Source organism: Aliivibrio fischeri ATCC 7744 = JCM 18803 = DSM 507, assembly GCF_023983475.1.
GTDB classification, from domain to species: domain Bacteria; phylum Pseudomonadota; class Gammaproteobacteria; order Enterobacterales; family Vibrionaceae; genus Aliivibrio; species Aliivibrio fischeri.
Genome location: NZ_CP092712.1, coordinates 2719225 through 2736157 on the forward strand (window position 1 = coordinate 2719225; position 16933 = coordinate 2736157).

Consider the following 16933-nt stretch of genomic DNA (forward strand, 5'->3'; position numbering starts at 1 on the left):
AAACAACGGTTAAAACGAAACGTAATAGTTAAGCTCTAATCACTTTTACGTTATGTGATTCAATTTTTTGCTGCTGCTCTGGGCTTAAATCATTATTGGTGATCAGCACATCAATGCTTTCCCATGGCAGCTCTACATTCGGGATTTTTCGACCAATTTTTTCTGATTCAACCATCAAAATGACCTCACGAGCAACTTCTGACATCACTCGACTTAAACCAACAAGCTCATTGAACGTTGTGGTTCCTCGCTCTAAATCAATCCCATCGGCACCAATAAACAACTGATCAAAATCATAGGATCGTAATACCGATTCAGCCACTTTTCCCTGAAACGAATCAGAGTGACTATCCCATGTTCCCCCAGTCATTAATAAGGTTGGTTCGTTTTCAATCTCTTGTAATGCATTCGCAACAGGCAATGAGTTTGTCATCACAACTAACCCATTTCGTTTCGATAACTGATTAATTAATGCTGCGGTTGTACTACCACTATCAATAATGATCCGATTATGATCTTTAATCAGTTCCACAGCGGCCATTGCTATAGATAACTTTCGATTCGAAACTTCTTCACAATTATCTTCTTGAATGATATTTGATGGCATCAAAACAGCACCACCATACTTACGCATCAGTAACCCATTTTTCTCTAACTCAGTTAAGTCTTTCCTAATGGTAACTTCAGATATATCAAATAGGTCTGATAAATGCTCTACGCTCACTTCACCTTGTTCTGTTAATAAAGAAAGGATCATATGACGACGTTGTTTTGTATTTCTTTTTGACATAAAAAACTCAATAAGTTTCGATTTGAAAGAAGTTTAGTTTCGTTTTATTTGATTGTCTAGCCCTTCAAATTAATTCGTTTTAAATATTAAGATCCTCATAAAAAAGCGATTCAACGCTCTAGAGATCATGAGTTAGAGAGGCAGCGCAGATTTTAGCGACTAAAAATTGCTCAAAACACAAGAGGATGTTAATTTTATTTTATAACTTATAAGGAATCTTGTAGCCATGGACGACAACTACACCATTATCATCGCAGACGATCACCCCTTATTTCGCAATGCACTTTTTCAATCTATCCACATGGCAATCAGTGGTGCAAATCTACTTGAAGCAGACTCATTAGAGGCGTTATTAAAAGTATTAGAGAAAGAACCAGAACCTGATTTACTGCTCTTAGATTTAAAAATGCCTGGCAGTAATGGCATGTCAGGCTTAATCCAATTACGCTCTCAATATCCTGATTTACCCATTGTGGTTGTGTCAGCGAGTGAAGAAGCAAGCATTGTCTCTCAAGTTAAAACCCATGGAGCATTCGGTTTTATTCCGAAATCCAGTGACATGAAGTCGCTTATCGGGGCGCTTAATCAAATTTTAGCGGGGGATTCTTATTTTCCTGTAGGAGCAATTAAAAACTCAGCGGCTTGCGATGATTTAGCGACAAAAATAGCTGCGCTAACGCCTCAGCAATATAAAGTACTCGGAATGTTGTCAGATGGATTGCTCAATAAACAAATTGCATATGATTTAGAAGTATCAGAAGCCACAATAAAAGCACACATGACAGCAATATTTAGAAAGTTAGGAGTGAAGAATCGCACTCAAGCCGTCATTCTTTTACAACAAACGGAAAGTTAACCAAGATATAACACTCTAGATGCTAAAATAAATTAAACTCTCTTCTACGCTATACCAATCAATATGACTTCACATCATTGATTGGTATTCCATCCCTCTGTGTAACCTAACCTCTGGGAGAATCATGATAAGTATCCTCGTAACTCAATTTGTTGTTCTTTGGGCCGTAATTGACCCTATTGGCTCAGTTCCTGTCTACCTTTCACAAACTCAACACCTTTCAGCTAAGCAACGTAAACTGGTTGCCCTAAAAGCCGTTGCTATCGCCACTTTAGTTTTGCTCTTTTTCCTCATTGTTGGTCAATTATTATTAGAAGCAATGCAAATCCCATTACCGGCTTTTCAGGTTGCGGGTGGTTTAGTGCTATTAATTTTTGCTCTCACGATGATCTTTGGCGAAAGTAAACCAGAGCAAGAACAAAAAATGAGTGAGGAAATGAGTCATTCGGATCTTGCTGATCTTGCCGTATACCCTCTAGCTATCCCATCTATCGCTTCACCGGGGGCTATGATGGCTATCGTCATGCTGACCGATAATTCTCGTTATTCCCTGCTTGATCAATCCATCACAGCTGGTGTCATGCTCGTTGTTCTATTGATAACGTTAGGTTTATTACTTGGAGCTACATTTATTCAAAAAGTCATTGGTAATGTTGGATCCGCTATTATTAGTCGAGTCATGGGGTTAATTTTGGCTGCTGTGGCTGTAAATAACTTACTGATGGGAATTAAAGATTTCTATTTTTAATCGTTAGACCTTGGTATTAATTAACACTGTATTAACATTAAAAATTCAATAACCACTTCACATAAAACGCTCATATTTTGGGCGTTTTTCTTTATCCGCTCGACTAAAGTTGCACTGTTTTCCTTTTATTCCGCTGCTAACTTCTTTCTTATTACAAACTTTTAACATAAAAAAGGAGCTGGCTATGGCGTTTGAAACACAAGAACAAGCACAAGCCTACTGGAAAGAAAATTTGGGGATCATGGGCAGCTTGCTTGCGATTTGGTTCTTAGTCTCGTACGGCGCAGGGATATTATTTGTTGATGCACTTAATACCGTTCAATTTGGTGGATTCAAATTGGGGTTCTGGTTTGCTCAACAAGGTTCAATTTATACCTTTGTGGCACTGATCTTTATCTACGTTGCACGCATGAATGCGCTAGATAAAAAATACAACGTACAGGAAGACTAAGAGGAATTATCATGGGTATCCAAACTTGGACGTTTATACTAGTCGGTATTACCTTTGCGCTCTATATAGGGATTGCGATTTGGGCTCGCGCCGGATCAACCAGTGAGTTTTATGTTGCTGGTGGCGGGGTTCATCCTGTTGCTAATGGCATGGCTACGGCAGCCGATTGGATGTCGGCAGCTTCATTTATTTCAATGGCAGGTATCATTTCCTTTGTTGGTTATGATGGTGCTGTATATCTTATGGGTTGGACTGGCGGTTATGTACTGCTCGCTCTCTGTCTTGCTCCTTATCTACGAAAGTTTGGTAAATTTACCGTGCCAGATTTTATCGGTGAACGTTACTACTCCAAAACCGCTCGTATGGTTGCAGTATTCTGTGCCATCTTTGTTTCTTTCACTTACGTGGCAGGGCAAATGCGTGGTGTAGGTGTTGTGTTCTCTCGATTCCTAGAAGTAGATATAAACATCGGTATTATTATCGGTATGGGTATCGTATTTTTCTATGCGGTACTGGGTGGTATGAAAGGCATCACTTATACGCAGGTAGCTCAATTCTGTGTCCTCATTTTCGCCTTCCTTGTTCCAGCAGTATTCACTTCAATCATGATGACAGGTAACGTATTCCCACAAATTGGTATGGGATCAACGGTTACTGGCTCTGAAGTCTACTTATTAGATAAGTTGGATGGATTAACCACTGAACTCGGATTTACCCCATATACTGACGGCTCTAAAAGCATGGTTGATGTCTTCTTTATCTGTGCGGCACTAATGGTGGGTACGGCTGGACTTCCTCATGTAATTATCCGCTTCTTCACGGTACCTCGTGTTAAAGATGCACGTATCTCTGCGGGTTGGGCGTTACTGTTTATCTCATTCTTATACACCACAGCACCTGCGGTAGCCGCGTTTGCTCGTGTAAATATGATTGAAACCATTAATGGTCCAGATAGCCAAGGGGTTGCTGCGGCTGATGCACCAAGCTGGTATAAAAACTGGGAAGACACAGGCCTTGTTGGTTGGGATGATAAAAATGGCGATGGCAAAATGTTTTACTCTGGTGATGAACGTAATGAAATGGACATCAACCGAGATATCATCGTACTGGCGTCACCTGAACTAGCAAGTTTACCAAACTGGGTTGTGGCACTATTAGCTGCGGGTGGCTTAGCCGCTGCATTATCAACGGCTGCCGGCCTACTACTGGTAATCTCGACGTCTATCTCTCATGATTTATTGAAGAAAGGCTTTAAGCCTAACATGACCGATAAACAAGAACTGCTCGCCGCCAGATTGGCTGCCATCGTTGCTATTATTGGGGCTGGTTATTTAGGGATTAACCCGCCAGGCTTTGTTGCACAGGTGGTTGCGTTCTCCTTCGGTTTAGCCGCAGCGTCCTTCTTCCCTGCGATTATCTTAGGGATTTTCTATAAGAAGATGAATAAGGAAGGGGCAATTGCCGGTATGGTTTCTGGTGTTACCTTTACCACGGCTTATATTGTTTACTTTAAGTTCATTAACCCTGCAGCAAGCACACCTGATAACTGGTGGTTTGGTATCAGCCCTGAAGGGATTGGTACGCTAGGTATGTGTGTGAACTTCATTGTTTCAATTGCAGTAAACAAAGTAACCGCAGAAGTACCTAAAGACGTACAAGACTTGGTTGAATCTATTCGTTTCCCGAAAGGTGCAGGCGAAGCGCACGATCACTAATAAAAAGCTAATAGTGACTTAAATGAATAAGGGAGTAAGCAAGTGCTAACTCCCTTTCTATCACGTAAATATAAACTGAGAGCTAACATGACGGTTCAACACAGCTCTTAATTTCAATGGTTTTACTGGCTTTGAAATAAACCCAAAACCATTACTTTTAATGCTATCCAGCAATTCATCGGTCTTATCGGCACTGATCATCACCCCTTCAAACTGATTACCTAAACGCAAACGACATTGCTGCAATACCTCTAATCCTGTTCTGTCATTATCTAATCGATAATCAGAAAAAATCACATCTGGAATCCAATCACCTTCCAAACAATGCAAGCTACCAAACAGATCCGTTGCGGTTTTCACTTCACAACCCCAACGAGAAATCAAAGACTCCATACCAACAAGAATATCAGGTTCATTATCGACACATAGCACTCGTACTCCACTTAATGGTAATTCAAGCTTTGGAGTTACCGTAGGCATTTTACTCTCAACCAGAACACCTCTCTCAAGTGTCACCGAAAATACCGATCCTTTATCAAGCCATGAACGCAGTGAAATCGTATGCCCTAATACATGAGAAATACCACGAGCAATCGCCAATCCCAAACCTAACCCTTGATCTGCTCGGCTTTGATCGACTCGAGTAAACTCATCAAAAATCGCCTGCTGTTTCTCTTCTGGAATACCGATACCATTATCCCAAACATCAATTCGGATTTGGTCTCCTACTCGCCTTGCTCCGAGTACTACTTTACCTTGAGGGTTATATCGAAACGCATTAGTTAAAAAGTTTTGCACCACTCGACGTAACAATTTTGAATCTGACTTCACCACAACATCAGAATGAATCACAGAAAAATCAATATTCTGCTGCTTGGCTAAAGCCCCAAATTCCGCTTCTAAATTAGAAAATAATGCTCCTAATGAAAAACCTTGAATGTGCGTTTCTAATTTACCCGCTTCCAAGCGAGAGATATCAAGTAAGTCTCCAATTAACTCCTCTGCTGCTCCTAATGCACTTTCTATGTGTCCAGATATTTTTTGTGTTTCTTGATCTTTTGCGACTTCATTTAATGACGAAGCAAACAGACGAGCCGCATTCAATGGCTGCATTAAATCGTGACTTACCGCAGCCAGCAGACGTGTTTTTGATTGAGAAGCCAACTCCGCACTTTGGGTTGCACCAACCAATCGCTGATTTAATTTTTCTAATTCTTTGGTTCGCTCATGGACTCGTGATTCAAGAGTCTCATTGGTTTCTTTTAACGCTTTTTCTGCCTGTCTAAAGACGGTGATATCGGTAAAACTCATTACAAATCCACCATTGGGCATAGGGTTTCCCTGAACCTCGATAACTTGCCCATCAGCTCGAACACGAGAAGATACATGGCGAGTTCGCCTCTCCAAATGCTCTACTCGACGCTTTACGTGCATTTCAGGATCACCCGGCCCACATAACCCTTGCTCAGCATTGTGGCGGATCACATCGGCTATTGGTCTACCCACTTGAATTAACCCCGGTGGGAAAGTAAATAACTCTAAGTAACGTTGGTTCCATGCCACTAATTTCATCTGCTTATCAACCACTGCAATACCTTGGCTAATATGCTCAATCGCCCCTTGCAACAACCCTCGACTAAAATCATACAACTCAGAAGCTTCATCAACGATAGTTGCCACCTCCTCCAACTGCATATTGCGACCCTGAAGTGCCGAAGTTAATACTAAACGAGAAGAAGAAGCACCAAATACACCCGCCAAAACACGCTCGGTATGACGAATTAACGCAGAGCTAGCTTGCTGTTGTGGTTGTAATGTTTCACCTTGTTGATTCGAGAATTGACGAAAGGCTTTTTGTGCACGTCTACGCCCAACAAACCGTGAAGCTAACATTTCTAATTCACCCACCGTCACGCGAGTTTGATACACACTCACATCTTCATTTTCAGGCAATGGAGCACCAACAAAAGAAGCAGCTTGTAAGCGCTCACTCAATGATGCTCTGGTCACTAAAGAAACCAAAATAAAGAGAATAGAGTTTAAACCAAGACTAAGCATCATCCCCCAATCCGATGTCATCACACCCTGCGATTGCAACCATTCAGGAGGGGCGATGACCCACAGCAAAAAGTTATTTTCAGCACTGCCTGCAAGCATTTGAGTTTGGCTCATTAGTGTGATTAACCACACTAAAAAACCAATAATTAAACCAGCATATACGCCTTTTCTATTTCCTTGTCGCCAGTACAAACCACCGATTAATGCTGGAGCAAATTGCGCTATAGCAGCAAACGCCAATAACCCAATAACGGATAACGAATCGATAGAATCGAGGGCTTGATAAAACCCCCACGCTCCCAATAGCAGAAGCAAAATGAGTGCTCGACGAATAGAAACAAGCAAATGAGAAAAATGACTAAAAGTACGAGATGTCGTTTTTACTTTACGTAATAGCAAAGGCAACACCAGATCATTTGAGACCATAATAGCCAATGCGATGGTTGACACGATCACCATTCCACTGGCGGCGGAAGTCCCTCCAACAAAGGCGAGTAACGCCATATTCTCTGCACCAACAGAGATTGGAACACTAATAACAAAACTATCACTAACTCCACCAGAGAGCAGTGCTTGTCCTGCCCAAGAAATAGGTAAAACAAACAAACCAATTAAGACTAAATAACTCGGAAATACCCAACGAGCGGTTCTTAAATCCTGCGCTTGTTCATTCTCTACGACTGTCGTGTGAAACTGACGCGGCAAACAAACTATCGCCGCCATAGTTAAAATCGTATGAAATAAAAGCGTGATGACATTTGGAGATTGATACGTTTCTTTGGCAATAGAGAACAAATCAACCTTAGGCTCAGAGTAAGCCAAATACAAAATGAATACGCCAACCATTAAAAAAGCAACGAGCTTAACGATCGATTCAAAGGCTACCGCCATCATCAAACCACGGTGATGCTCTGTAGTATCAATGTGTCGAGTTCCAAATAGGATTGTAAAAATCGCGAGCGCTGCACCAACAAACCAAGAGATATGCCCATCTTGATACCCAAAGTCTTGCGCTAAATTAGGCGCAACCAGATCGAGTCCCATGGTGATCCCTCGCAATTGCAAAGCGATATAAGGAAGAATCCCGATGACGGCAATGATGGTTATAACCCCAGCAAGACCTTGCGATTTCCCATAACGGGCAGCAATAAAATCAGCTATTGAAGTGATGTGCTCACGCTTGGCAATCAAAATAATACGAGCCAAAAAACGCCATGCAAAAACAAACACAAAAATAGGAGCAAGATAAATAGGAAGAAAAGACCACGGGTTATTAGTGGCTTGGCCTACGGTGCCATAAAAGGTCCATGAGGTGCAGTAAACAGCAATTGAAAGGCTATAAATCCATGGGCGGTATTGAGCTAACCATCCTTTTTGACGATCACCATACCAGGCAATTAAAAATAATAATCCTAAATACGCCAGCGAAACTGGCACCACAATCCATCCTTGTGTCATCACTCATCCTTGGTGAGACCATTCTAACGATATAAAAAAACGCCAGAAGGTGCATTTATTCTGTAGCACCATTCTAGCGTTTAATTATTGCTTCGTTTTTATACAAGCTGACAAATGTGATTAAGACTTCACTTTATCGAGTTTAATCATCAGAGCTAGCACTCCCATTGCTGCCATCAACCAGAATATATTCGCTCCCCACGCTTCATACCCCCAACCACTTAAGGTTGTCATTAATGCGATAAATGCACCAAGCGGAATCGCGTTATATAACGCCTGTAATGCCACCATTTTATTCTGAGGGAATTTTTGAATATATTGAATCGCGGCAAGGTGAGCCATTGCGAACGTCACGCCATGTAACGCTTGCACTAATACCAAAGCAAATAATTCTGTCGTTGCGGCAGTTAATCCCCAACGAACCACAACACCAATAGCAGCAACTTTAAATAAGGTTGATGTTTTCCAACCTGCAAATAATTGCTTACTAAAAGCAAATACCATCACTTCAGCAACAACACCTAAGCTCCATAAGTAACCAATGGTACTTTCTTGATAACCAGATTCTTTCCAATAAATTGAACTAAAACTGTAATACGCTGCATGGCTACCTTGAATTAATGCCACCAACACAATGAATTTCACAATTGGAGCTTCAGTTAGTAAAGCCAACAATTTTGGTCGTTCATTATCTTCATCTGATACCGATACTGGCATTGGATTAGGATTTCTCATCACTAACACTAACGCCGCTAAAATACCGGCAATCGCCGTGTAGACGATCATATCTGTACCAAAACCAGACACTAAATAACCAACTACGGTAGAGCCTGCAATAAAACTAACGGATCCCCACAATCGCGTACGACCATAATCTAATAAATTATTTTTCGCGTAATAATTGGTCATCGCATCGGATAACGGAACGGCAGGTCCACAGGATAAATTGAATAAGATAGTAACGATAGCGAGCCACCAAAAACTCGCTCCATTAATCAAAAAGAGAGCAAGGGCTATCAAAGAAGCTAAGGTTAACAAACGCAATGCTGGAACGATGTGTTCAACACGGTGCAACCTTGGTGTAATAACCAGATTAGCAACACAACGAGTCGCAAAGCCTAACCCAATAAGAACCCCAATATCTCCGGCAGAAACACCTTGTTCTTCAAACCATAACGCCCAAAAAGGTAAATAAACCCCATAAGCAAAAAAGAATCCGCCAAAATACTGAGAGATCCAAGCAAAAGGTGAAACCCGTAACATGATGATGTCCAAAAGGAAGTAAAAGAGGCAGTCATTATGGCATCGTCTTGATTTATAAAAAGGGAAAACCGAGCCGAAGAAAAATGCACCTTTTAAAGTGTGACTTTGGTTTCATATTCATGCTAATGCCCTAGACTAAAGTCGTCTTCATTCTTGCTCATTTTTTAATGAAAATAAGGGAAATTGCTGACTAAGGATGGGGCCATGCCAAATGACATTAACTTTTCACTTGCTCCGTTTAACCGACTAACTTCAGAGCAACAAGAAATAATTACGAAAAGTACGGATATTGCTTATTTTCGAGTAGGCGATACGATTATTCATGAAGGTCAAACGTCAGACAATCTCTTCATCATAATGAAAGGCTCCGTTGAAGAGCGCTCAAATACCAGTGGAGAAATTTATGCCCACTATACCCATGATGATATTTTTGATGTGCGTTCTCAATTTGAGCATCAAGTAAAACACAGTTATATCGCTCTAGAAGATACCCTTTGTCACCTGCTTCCTACTCAACTTTTTCTTAATTTATACAATGAAAATCAAGCCTTTTCTGACTACTTCAATAGCAACCTAGCGAAACGAAAAGCCTTACTTACTCAAGCTCATCAACAACAGAACTTGGCCGAATTTATTCTCACAAAAGTCGATGATGAAACCACTCAACAATGCCTTGTCGTCGATAGGAATACTCCTTTACAACAAGTCACTCAACTTCTGAAAGACAATAACATGGATGCGTTATTTGTTGAGTTAAACCAATATGATACTCGTCACCAAGAAACTCAGAACAATTTACCTTTTGGTATTGTCACTCGCACAGACTTACTGCACGCCATTATGATTGATGGATACGCGGCAAACCACCCTGTAGGAGCGATTGCAACTTATCCTATTGTGCATATTCAACAACAAGATTATTTGTTTAATGCCATGATGCTAATGACACGCCACCACATAAAAAGAGTTGCAGTACTAAATAAAAACAAACTGGTTGGCATGCTTGATATGACGCAAGTGCTAAGCCTATTTTCAACTCACTCACATGTTCTTACCTTAAGAATTGCTCGCGCCGAACATATTGATGAGCTTCTCTTAGCAGCAAATACTCAAACTCAACTCGTAGAGACCTTAATTAGTAACGGCATTCGTACTCGCTTCATTATGGAGCTTATTTCAACGGTGAATGAACAGATCATCGAAAAAGCATTTAGCCTAGTGGTGCCCAAAAGCTTACATGATCATTGCTGTCTGATTGTGATGGGGTCAGAAGGTCGAGGTGAGCAAATTTTAAAAACCGATCAAGATAATGCACTGATCATAAAAAATGGTCTTGAATGGCATAACTTGCCCGAATTAATGATCCAATTTACGCATACCTTACAGCAACTCGGTTATCCATTATGCAAAGGGAATGTGATGGTCAGTAACCCTCTCTGGGTAAAGACCGAACACCAATGGGAAAAACATATTCAGAAACAGTGTGCTGAACCAAACGCTGATAACATGATGAATCTTGCTATTTTCTCAGATGCTCAAACGGTTGCTGGAAATCAAACGCTACTCTCTCCACTCAAACAAACATTGATATCCAAACTCAAAGAGAATGAACTCGCCCTCAGTACTTTTACTCGCCCTGCTTTGCAATTTCATGTGCCATTAACCCTATTTGGAAATATCAAAATAAAAAAAGAAGGCATCGATATTAAACAAGGAGGTATATTCCCTATCGTTCATGGAATTAGAGCGCTATCTTTAGAGCAAGGAATTGAAGAAACAAACACGTTTAAACGTATCGATTCACTACGCAAACACAACATATTAGAGCACTCCACAGCAGATAATTTAAGTGAAGCACTAAAACTGTTTTTTAAATGGCGTTTGCGCCATCAATTACAAGAAAAAACAGCGATTCCAAGTAACCATATTCATATTGACCGTCTCGACCGTACTGAGCGAGACCTCTTACGCCACAGCTTACACATAGTAAAAAAATTCAAAGAATGGCTTGGTTATCATTACCAGATAAGGGATTAAACGATGAATTATTTACAACGGTTATGGTGGCAATATAAGTTACGTTCTCATAAAAACGAATCTCTTTTTCATCATTATTCTGGCGATGAGTTGGTGTCTATTGATTGTGAAACAACGAGCCTAAATCCTAGCCATGCCGAATTGGTTTCTATTGCTGCTATCAAGATTAAAAATAACCGAGTGTTAACCAGTCAGACTATTCATTTAAAGCTGACGCCACCACAGAGCCTAAACTCCGATTCAATTAAAATACACCAACTAAGACATCAAGATCTCCACCATGGACTATCGGAACAACAAGCGATGACTCAATTGCTTGAATTTATCGGTAATCGCCCTATTGTTGGATACCATATTCGCTATGACAAAAAAATTTTAGATCGAGCCTGCTTGCGTCATTTTTCTCACCCTTTGCCCAATTCACTGATTGAAGTTAGCCATATCTACCATAATAAATTGGAGCGACTGCTACCCAATGCGTATTACGATTTAAGTATTGAAGCTATCTCCAAACATTTAGGGCTCCCCCAAACGGAGAGGCATGATGCACTTGAAGATGCGATAGCTGCTGCACTTATTTATGTTCGTTTAACCCATGGAGACTTCCCTGACATTCCCTCAAGCAAAAACGCCCATAGTTACTGATCTGTGTCTCAAAAAACGACTGATTCCCCCCTCAATATTCAGTAAACCCTTCTTTCTCTGACTAAAGTCTAATTGTTGAAAACACATTTCTAGCTGAAAGTAATATCAACCCTACAAGTAAAAAACAGTGCCAATGACGGTGCTGTACTGAAATCGAATAATAAATAAATCTGGATATTTGCTGTATTCACAAGGAGAACAACATGAGTGAGATTCACGTGTACCCGGTCAATCAAGATATCGCTAACAATGCACACGCTGATGATGATAAATATCGTGAAATGTACCAGCAATCCGTTATCAACCCTGAAGGGTTTTGGCGTGAGCATGGACAAATTGTTGATTGGATGACTCCTTACACCAAAGTTAAAAATACCTCTTTTGATACGGGTCATGTTGATATTAAGTGGTTTGAAGATGGTGAACTTAATGTATCGGCAAATTGTATTGATCGCCATTTAGCCACCCGAGGTAATGAAATTGCCATTATTTGGGAAGGCGATGACCCACAAGACGATGCCTCTATTACCTTTAATGAACTGCATGAGCAAGTTTGTAAATTCTCTAATGCATTAAAAAGCCAAGGCGTTCGTAAAGGCGATGTGGTGTGTATTTATATGCCAATGGTGGCAGAAGCGGCTGTTGCAATGCTGGCTTGTACTCGCATCGGTGCCGTTCATACCGTGGTATTTGGTGGTTTCTCACCTGAAGCTCTCGCAGGTCGAATCATTGATTCGGATGCAAAAGTAGTGATTACTGCGGATGAAGGCGTTCGTGGCGGACGTACCGTTCCACTGAAAAAAAATGTCGATGATGCATTAAATAATCCAGACGTGACTACCATTGAAAAAGTCATTGTTTTTCAACGTACGGGTAATGACATTGAATGGTCTGAAGGACGTGATGTTTGGTGGCACGAAGCAACCGCTGTTGCCTCCCCACATTGTGAACCAGAAGCAATGAATGCCGAAGATCCTCTATTTATCCTTTATACCTCAGGTTCAACAGGAAAACCTAAAGGTGTACTTCATACCACTGGTGGCTACCTTGTTTATGCAGCCATGACTTTTAAATATATTTTTGATTATCAAGAAGGCGAAGTTTTCTGGTGTACTGCGGATGTTGGCTGGATTACAGGTCATACTTACTTAATTTATGGTCCCCTTGCTAATGGTGCAAAAACGATTTTGTTTGAAGGAGTGCCGAATTACCCAAGTACGAGTCGCATGAGTGAAGTGGTAGACAAACATAACGTTAATATTCTATACACCGCACCAACAGCCATCAGAGCACTAATGGCTCAAGGTACTGAAGCGGTTCAAGGTACGTCGCGCAGTTCACTACGAGTAATGGGCTCAGTAGGCGAACCAATCAACCCTGAGGCGTGGGAGTGGTATTACAATACTATTGGTGATGCCCGTTGCCCTATTGTTGATACATGGTGGCAAACAGAAACGGGAGGCATTTTAATTTCCCCTCTTCCTGGGGCAACTGCATTAAAACCTGGCTCAGCGACTCGTCCATTCTTTGGTGTTCAACCCGCTTTAGTGGATAACATGGGTAATATTATTGAAGGAGCTACTGACGGTAACCTTGTTATTACCGATTCTTGGCCGGGACAAATGCGTACCATTTATGGTGATCATGACCGTTTTGAACAAACCTACTTTTCTACGTTCAAAGGCATGTATTTCACCAGTGATGGCGCTCGACGAGATGAAGACGGTTATTACTGGATCACAGGACGTGTTGATGACGTATTAAACGTATCAGGGCACCGCATGGGAACCGCCGAAGTTGAATCTGCATTAGTGGCTTTTGATAAAATTGCCGAAGCCGCTATTGTTGGTGTGCCTCATGATATTAAAGGCCAAGCAATTTACGCTTACATTACGTTAAACTCAGGTGAAATTCCAAGCGCAGAACTGCATAAAGAAGTAAAAGATTGGGTGAGAAAAGAAATTGGCCCTATCGCTACTCCTGATTTTCTACATTGGACCGATTCATTACCTAAAACTCGTTCAGGCAAAATTATGCGTCGTATCCTTCGTAAAATTGCAACTGGAGATACTTCTAATCTAGGAGATACTTCTACGCTAGCAGATCCAAGTGTGGTTGATAAGCTGATCGAAGAACAAAGAAAGATAGCTTAACTAAATATAAGCGTTCTAAAACATAGTACTAGCGCGTAAATTTTAATTAAAAGTCATCATAGATTTTCTATGGTGGCTTTTTTGATGTGACGTTTAGCTCAAATTTACAGATCTCTTATTTCTTTCCTTATTCCTTGCTAATAAACAAAATCAAAAACAGTATAATTACTCAACAAGTTAGAAAGTATTTGTTAACTAACAGATAATACGGCAGAACTTTATTACTTTCTTTGGTTCTAATTATCACTTTTGAGTCAAAATATGTTTTATTCTTTATACTCAAAATGAAACTTAGAGCTGATAAGACCAGTATTTTGCTGCGATTTGCTGTGAATTGTCTATAATTGCTTTTTATGTGGTGTTGCAGACTGAAAAATTGCAATAAACCAACAAATCGAATATAAAAGATGTGTTTTTTTTACTTTAACCGTAAAAACAAGGAATTTAGCATCACAATGTCTACTCAATCGCGAATTTTAGTTCTCAATGGCCCAAACCTAAATCTATTAGGTCTGCGTGAACCTGCTCATTATGGCAGCCAAAACTTAGAGCAAATTGTTAATGCTTTGACTACTCAAGCCGATGCTTTGGGTGTAGAGATCGAACATTTACAGTCTAATCGTGAATATGAGTTGATTGAAGCTATCCATAATGCTTATCAACGTATTGATTTCATTATCATCAATCCAGCTGCCTTTACGCACACGAGCGTTGCTTTACGTGATGCTCTACTTGGGGTTGATGTTCCTTTTATTGAAGTACATTTATCAAATGTCCACGCTCGTGAACCCTTTCGCCACCACTCTTATCTTTCAGATAAAGCCGTTGGCGTCATTTGCGGTTTAGGGGCTGATGGCTACGAATTTGCTTTGAATGCAGCAGTAAAACGTCTGCGTTCAAATTGATCACTGAATATAAACAGAAGAGATTACAAAATGGATATCCGCAAAATTAAAAAACTGATTGAACTAGTTGAAGAGTCTGGCATTGCAGAACTTGAAATCGCGGAAGGTGAAGAATCAGTACGCATCAGCCGTGCTATCGCACCAATTGCTCAAGTAGCTCCTGTTCAAGCAGTTGCGGCTCCTGCTGCACCAGTAGCAGCGGCAGCTCCAGTTGCGTCAGCACCTGCAGCAGTTGAAGCTCCAGCAGAAATTGCTGGCCATAAAGTTTGTTCTCCAATGGTTGGTACGTTCTACGGCGCACCAAGCCCTGATGCAAAACCATTTGTTAAAGTTGGCCAACAAGTAACTGCTGGCGATACACTATGTATCGTTGAAGCAATGAAAATGATGAACCAAATCGAAGCAGACAAATCAGGCGTTGTAACTGCAATTCTTCTTGAAGATGGTCAACCGGTTGAGTTCGACCAACCTCTTGTTATCATCGAATAATAGAGGCTGTTATGTTAGATAAATTAGTTATCGCAAACCGTGGTGAAATTGCACTACGTATTTTGCGAGCATGTAAAGAGCTTGGCATCAAAACGGTTGCTGTGCACTCTACTGCTGACCGTGATTTAAAACACGTACTGCTTGCTGATGAAACGATTTGTATCGGTCCTGCACGTGGTATCGACAGCTACCTAAACATCCCTCGTATCATCAGTGCTGCTGAAGTTACAGGTGCGGTTGCGGTTCACCCAGGTTACGGTTTCTTATCTGAAAATGCTGACTTTGCAGAGCAAGTTGAGCGTTCTGGCTTTATCTTTGTTGGTCCAAAAGCAGAAACTATCCGCATGATGGGCGACAAAGTATCAGCAATCACTGCAATGAAAAAAGCAGGCGTACCTTGTGTACCTGGTTCTGATGGTCCACTAGATAATGACGAAGCAAAAAACAAAGCACACGCAAAACGCATTGGTTACCCAGTAATCATTAAAGCGTCTGGCGGTGGCGGTGGTCGTGGTATGCGTGTTGTTCGCGCAGAAAAAGACCTTGTTGAAGCGATTGCAATGACTCGTGCTGAAGCAAAAGCATGTTTCAATAACGAAATGGTTTACATGGAAAAATTCCTTGAAAACCCTCGTCACATTGAAGTTCAAGTTCTTGCTGATGGCCAAGGTAATGCTATTCACTTAGGTGAGCGTGACTGTTCTATGCAACGTCGCCACCAAAAAGTAGTTGAAGAAGCGCCAGCTCCAGGTATTACTGAAGAAATGCGTAAATACATCGGTGAACGTTGTACTCGTGCATGTCTTGAGATTGGTTACCGTGGTGCAGGTACATTTGAATTCCTATATGAAAATGGCGAATTCTACTTCATCGAAATGAATACACGTATTCAGGTTGAGCACACTATTACCGAAATGGTAACAGGTATCGACCTAGTGAAAGAGCAATTACGCATTGCTGCGGGTCAACCGCTGTCTTACACACAAGATGATATCAAACTGCGTGGTCACTCAATTGAGTGTCGTATTAATGCTGAAGATCCAGTTCGTTTCCTACCTTCACCTGGTAAGATTGAACGCTTCCATGCTCCTGGTGGTATGGGTGTACGTTGGGAATCACACATCTACACTGGCTACACAGTTCCACCTCATTACGATTCAATGATCGGTAAGCTAATTACTTACGGTGAAAACCGTGACGTTGCTATCGCTCGTATGAAAAACGCATTAGGTGAAATGATTGTTGAAGGTATTCACGTAAATACACCACTTCAATTAGCAATCATGAATGATGAAAACTTCCAACATGGTGGTGCAAATATTCACTATCTTGAGAAGAAACTAGGCCTACAATAAGCCTTTTCTA

Annotated in this window: 13 protein-coding genes; 10 read left to right on the top strand and 3 right to left on the bottom strand. The window is 41.0% G+C overall.

Annotated features, from left to right (window positions below; genetic code table 11):
- Positions 1-28: 28 nt before the first annotated feature.
- On the bottom strand, positions 29-790 hold the full coding sequence (locus tag AVFI_RS12455) for a DeoR/GlpR family DNA-binding transcription regulator (RefSeq protein ID WP_012533066.1): 762 nt from the start codon (positions 788-790) through the stop codon (positions 29-31).
- A 226-nt stretch (positions 791-1016) separates the two neighbouring features.
- On the opposite strand from AVFI_RS12455, the gene AVFI_RS12460 reads away from it, so the two are divergent.
- From AVFI_RS12460 to AVFI_RS12475, 4 genes are all read left to right on the top strand, one after another.
- On the top strand, positions 1017-1646 hold the full coding sequence (locus tag AVFI_RS12460; protein ID WP_012533773.1) for a response regulator transcription factor: 630 nt from the start codon (positions 1017-1019) through the stop codon (positions 1644-1646).
- Between the two features lie 124 nt (positions 1647-1770).
- Positions 1771-2394 carry a MarC family protein gene (locus AVFI_RS12465; RefSeq protein ID WP_188863674.1) on the top strand — a complete coding sequence of 208 codons (624 nt, stop codon included), beginning with the start codon at positions 1771-1773 and terminating at the stop codon, positions 2392-2394.
- A 184-nt stretch (positions 2395-2578) separates the two neighbouring features.
- Positions 2579-2845, top strand: coding sequence for a DUF4212 domain-containing protein (locus AVFI_RS12470; RefSeq protein ID WP_011262767.1), 267 nt, complete (start codon positions 2579-2581; stop codon positions 2843-2845).
- 11 nt (positions 2846-2856) lie between these two features.
- The gene (locus tag AVFI_RS12475) at positions 2857-4560 is read left to right on the top strand and encodes a sodium:solute symporter family protein (RefSeq protein ID WP_188863675.1); all 1704 of its coding nucleotides are present in this window, start codon (positions 2857-2859) and stop codon (positions 4558-4560) included.
- A 60-nt stretch (positions 4561-4620) separates the two neighbouring features.
- Here the strand turns inward: AVFI_RS12475 and AVFI_RS12480 are convergent, their stop codons facing one another.
- Both AVFI_RS12480 and AVFI_RS12485 read right to left on the bottom strand, forming a co-directional pair.
- Positions 4621-8076 (bottom strand): hybrid sensor histidine kinase/response regulator, encoded by a 3456-nt coding sequence (locus AVFI_RS12480; RefSeq protein ID WP_188863676.1) that lies wholly within the window; start codon positions 8074-8076, stop codon positions 4621-4623.
- Between the two features lie 120 nt (positions 8077-8196).
- Complete coding sequence (locus AVFI_RS12485) at positions 8197-9339, bottom strand: 3-phenylpropionate MFS transporter (protein WP_065621383.1); 1143 nt, start codon at positions 9337-9339, stop codon at positions 8197-8199.
- 204 nt (positions 9340-9543) lie between these two features.
- On the opposite strand from AVFI_RS12485, the gene AVFI_RS12490 reads away from it, so the two are divergent.
- The 6 genes from AVFI_RS12490 to accC all read left to right on the top strand — a co-directional run bounded on the left by AVFI_RS12490 (position 9544) and on the right by accC (position 16923).
- On the top strand, positions 9544-11376 hold the full coding sequence (locus AVFI_RS12490) for a putative nucleotidyltransferase substrate binding domain-containing protein (protein WP_054775783.1): 1833 nt from the start codon (positions 9544-9546) through the stop codon (positions 11374-11376).
- Positions 11377-11379: 3 nt separating this feature from the next.
- Positions 11380-12021 (top strand): 3'-5' exonuclease, encoded by a 642-nt coding sequence (locus tag AVFI_RS12495; protein WP_065623451.1) that lies wholly within the window; start codon positions 11380-11382, stop codon positions 12019-12021.
- 203 nt (positions 12022-12224) lie between these two features.
- Positions 12225-14174 carry an acetate--CoA ligase gene (gene acs, locus AVFI_RS12500; protein WP_188863677.1) on the top strand — a complete coding sequence of 650 codons (1950 nt, stop codon included), beginning with the start codon at positions 12225-12227 and terminating at the stop codon, positions 14172-14174.
- 455 nt (positions 14175-14629) lie between these two features.
- Entirely contained in the window at positions 14630-15079 is a 450-nt protein-coding gene (gene aroQ / locus AVFI_RS12505; protein WP_188863678.1) for a type II 3-dehydroquinate dehydratase, read from the top strand.
- A gap of 30 nt (positions 15080-15109) precedes the next feature.
- Positions 15110-15568, top strand: coding sequence for an acetyl-CoA carboxylase biotin carboxyl carrier protein (accB, locus tag AVFI_RS12510; RefSeq protein WP_005421281.1), 459 nt, complete (start codon positions 15110-15112; stop codon positions 15566-15568).
- Positions 15569-15579: 11 nt separating this feature from the next.
- On the top strand, positions 15580-16923 hold the full coding sequence (gene accC, locus AVFI_RS12515; RefSeq protein WP_005421282.1) for an acetyl-CoA carboxylase biotin carboxylase subunit: 1344 nt from the start codon (positions 15580-15582) through the stop codon (positions 16921-16923).
- Positions 16924-16933 lie beyond the last annotated feature (10 nt).